3 protein-coding genes are annotated in these 3,137 nt (G+C 41.4%); 2 read left to right on the plus strand and 1 reads right to left on the minus strand.

Going from position 1 to position 3,137, the window contains the following annotated elements; translation table 11 throughout:
• The first annotated feature begins 44 nt into the window (after positions 1 to 44).
• Entirely contained in the window at positions 45 to 740 is a 696-nt protein-coding gene (locus VN429_RS02240) for a DNA alkylation repair protein (protein WP_325629333.1), read from the plus strand.
• 113 nt (positions 741 to 853) lie between these two features.
• Positions 854 to 2,458, plus strand: a complete 1,605-nt coding sequence (locus VN429_RS02245) for a tetratricopeptide repeat protein (RefSeq protein ID WP_325629335.1) — start codon at positions 854 to 856, stop codon at positions 2,456 to 2,458.
• 230 nt (positions 2,459 to 2,688) lie between these two features.
• On the opposite strand, the gene VN429_RS02250 is transcribed toward VN429_RS02245, so the two are convergent.
• Positions 2,689 to 3,111, minus strand: a complete 423-nt coding sequence (locus VN429_RS02250; RefSeq protein WP_325629337.1) for a winged helix-turn-helix transcriptional regulator — start codon at positions 3,109 to 3,111, stop codon at positions 2,689 to 2,691.
• Between the last annotated feature and the right edge of the window lie 26 nt (positions 3,112 to 3,137).

Genomic DNA, 3,137 nt, shown 5'->3' on the forward strand with positions numbered 1-3,137 from the left:
ATCATTTATCCCTTCCAATGTTTTTTGTGGATCCGATTATTGAGATGGTCAGAAATGACCTTATGAAAAATAGTCAGGAAGAGATACAGAAAGGAGCAAAAAGATTTTTTAAGGAGGATATTCGGTGCTATGGGGTAAAAAGCGCCGTTGTCGGAAAAATTGCTAAGAAGTATTGGGGCGAAATCAAAAATAGGGAAAAGCAAGAGATTTTTACTCTTTGTCAAGAATTGTATTCCTCGGGTTATATGGAGGATGCCTTTATTGTTTCAAATTGGATGGCAACTATATCCAGTCAACTTACTCCTGCAGATATGCCGATAATTAGGTCCTGGGTTTCTACATATATATCCAACTGGGCTATGTGTGATAGTTTCTGTAATCATGCTGTAGGAGACCTGGTTGATGCATATCCCGAATGTATTACTGAACTAATCGCGTGGACTACATCAGATAATCGTTGGATGAGAAGGGCTGCTGCAGTGTCACTGATTATTCCAGCAAAACATGGGAAATTTCTAGAAGAAGCTATTAGGATTGCAGACCTGTTACTCACTGATGAAGATGATATGGTCCAAAAAGGCTATGGGTGGCTCCTAAAGGAGGCGAGTCGCAAGCACCAGCAGATTATTTTTGAGTATGTCATGAAGAATAAGCAGAAGATGCCACGTACCTCGCTAAGGTATGCGATCGAATTGATGCCTGCAGATCTTCGAAAACTTGCTATGCAAAAAGACTGGTAACTGGGATACTGGAATACATTAATTCATGTATTAATTAGTATAATAGTGGTCTTGCCTATTGCTATCAGCGATATGATAATCATTGATGAATCTAATCAACTTATACAACTGAAATGAGTACATTCCAGGAAGGTATTAGACTTTATAAAGAAGGACGGTATGCCGAAGCAGTTGAGAAGCTGCATGCAGTAACTATTGTAGAATCTACCAACCATAAGGCCTGGAATGCTCTTGGTGTGGCTTTGTCTAAAACTGGAGATAATGAGCAGTCTGTGGTATGTTTTGAGAATGCTCTCCAGTTTGATGGTGCTAATAAAACCTATCTGAAAAACCTTGATCGAGCCAAGACTAAGCGGTTTGGCGGAATCAGGATACATCCTCTGGTTGAGGGCAAGTCTGGAGACTCAAAAGAAATTAATAGGTTTTCTTCTCAGACCATATTGGATAAAGCGCAGATGCAGACGATCGAACCTGTAATGACTGAAACATCAATAATACAGGCGCCAAATTATGTATCTTCAGGTTCTGTGCTTTCTGATAATGATATTAACGAAGATCAGGCAAAAGAATTCATGAATCGGGCCCTTTCTCTCTTTGGACAGGCTTCATATCATGAGATGCCTGACCTGATGCAAGAAACCTTGTCCTATATTGAAAAGGCAATATCAATCAAACCTGATTATTATGATGCATGGCAATTGAAAGTCTCCATTTTGATTTCTACCGGATTGAATAATGGAGAGGTTCTGGTTGAAGCACTTGATGCTTGTGAACATGCACTTGCGATAAAACCAGATCAGGCAGCTATGTGGTTCAACAAAGCCGGGATACTTGAAAGTCTTGGAAGAAATGATGAAGCGATATCAGCATATAATCAGTCATATTTGAACTCTTCAGATGAGCCAATGAGACTAGGCCTCATCCTGATGAAGAAAGGTGCCATACTTGAGGCGGCAGGTCAGAGTGCTCAGGCATTAGAAGCATATGGGCAGGTCCCTGTTCAAGATCGGTTTTTTGGGGATGCGATGGAGAGAAAGGCTGAGTTCCTTATGAATTCAGGCGAGGATGAGTTGGCATTTTCAACATTGAGAACTGCAGGTATGAGTTACCTGAAATCATCTCAATATGAAAAAGCATTGCAGGTCTTTGATCACCTTCTTTCTATCAACACAAATGATGATGAAATATCATACAATAAAGGTGTCACTCTGCTTGCTCTTTATGAAAGGAATCAATCAAAGGATTTACTTGAAGATGCACTTCAGAATTTTGACATTGCAGTTCAGGCACAACCTGACAATATGAGTTACCTTATCCAGAAAGGTCGTTGTCTTCTGGATCTTGGAAGGTTTGAGGAAGGCCTGCAGTACCTGGACCGTGCCTTATGGATAAACCCTGATGACGGGATTACACTCATGAATAAGGGTATTGCTCTCTACCAGTTATCTCGTCATGAAGAGGCATTGAGGTACTTTGATTTAGTCTGTTCACATTATCCTGAACATTCGGCAGCATGGATCATGAAATCACGGATTCATCTTGATTGGAAGCAGTATGATACTGCCCTTATGGATATTGAAGAAGCCATAAGGCGATCAGAGGATGAACCCAGGGCTTTTGATCAAAGAGCGATTATTCTTCGTGCTCTTGGAAGAGAAAAGGAGGCTGATGAGGATGAGAAAAAGGCACGGAACCTTTTAGAGATGACTCCTGAATAAGTTACAGGTTGACATCACATGGCTTCGTCGAACATTATCGGTGAAAGATTCAATATTATTACGTCTGAATTAGAATCACATCCTGTATCAGCCCCTCTGGTAAAAACTGGGAGCCTGAAGTTAATCGTGATGAGTTCTGGGATGCCAATGTCTGTTATCTTCAGTGTGATGGGCACAGAATATAATCAGGTTAGTGCCCAGATCTGTGTAATATAAATCTATGTACGCCTTTACACCCGGCGTTTTATTACGGGTTCTTCTTGAAGATCTGGTTCTCGCAGTACTGATTTAGGACCCTGGTTTTTACAGGTTTTCTTTTGAATAGGGCACCCATGGCTTGTGAGATATTCTGCACCCCATACGCAGAGTGAGTCCAGAACTGGCACAACCGATTTTCCGAGAGGTGCCAATGCATATTCAACGCGTGGAGGGACTTCAGGATATACGGTCCTCGTAATAACAGCATCCTGTTCGAGCTCACGCAGTTGTTTTGTCATCATCCTGGGGGTGACCATGGGAAGACGATCCATTAATTCTGTAAAACGCAGAGTTCCGGATTTAAGCTGCCAAATGATAAGCGCTTTCCATTTTCCACCAATAACCACAAGTGCAGCTTCAACCGGGCAGTGATACCCGTTTAATTTCTGGTTCATAGTGCAAGTAGAGTTACTTACTATAC

The sequence above is a fragment of the Methanospirillum sp. genome (assembly GCF_035560735.1).
Taxonomy (GTDB): domain Archaea; phylum Halobacteriota; class Methanomicrobia; order Methanomicrobiales; family Methanospirillaceae; genus Methanospirillum.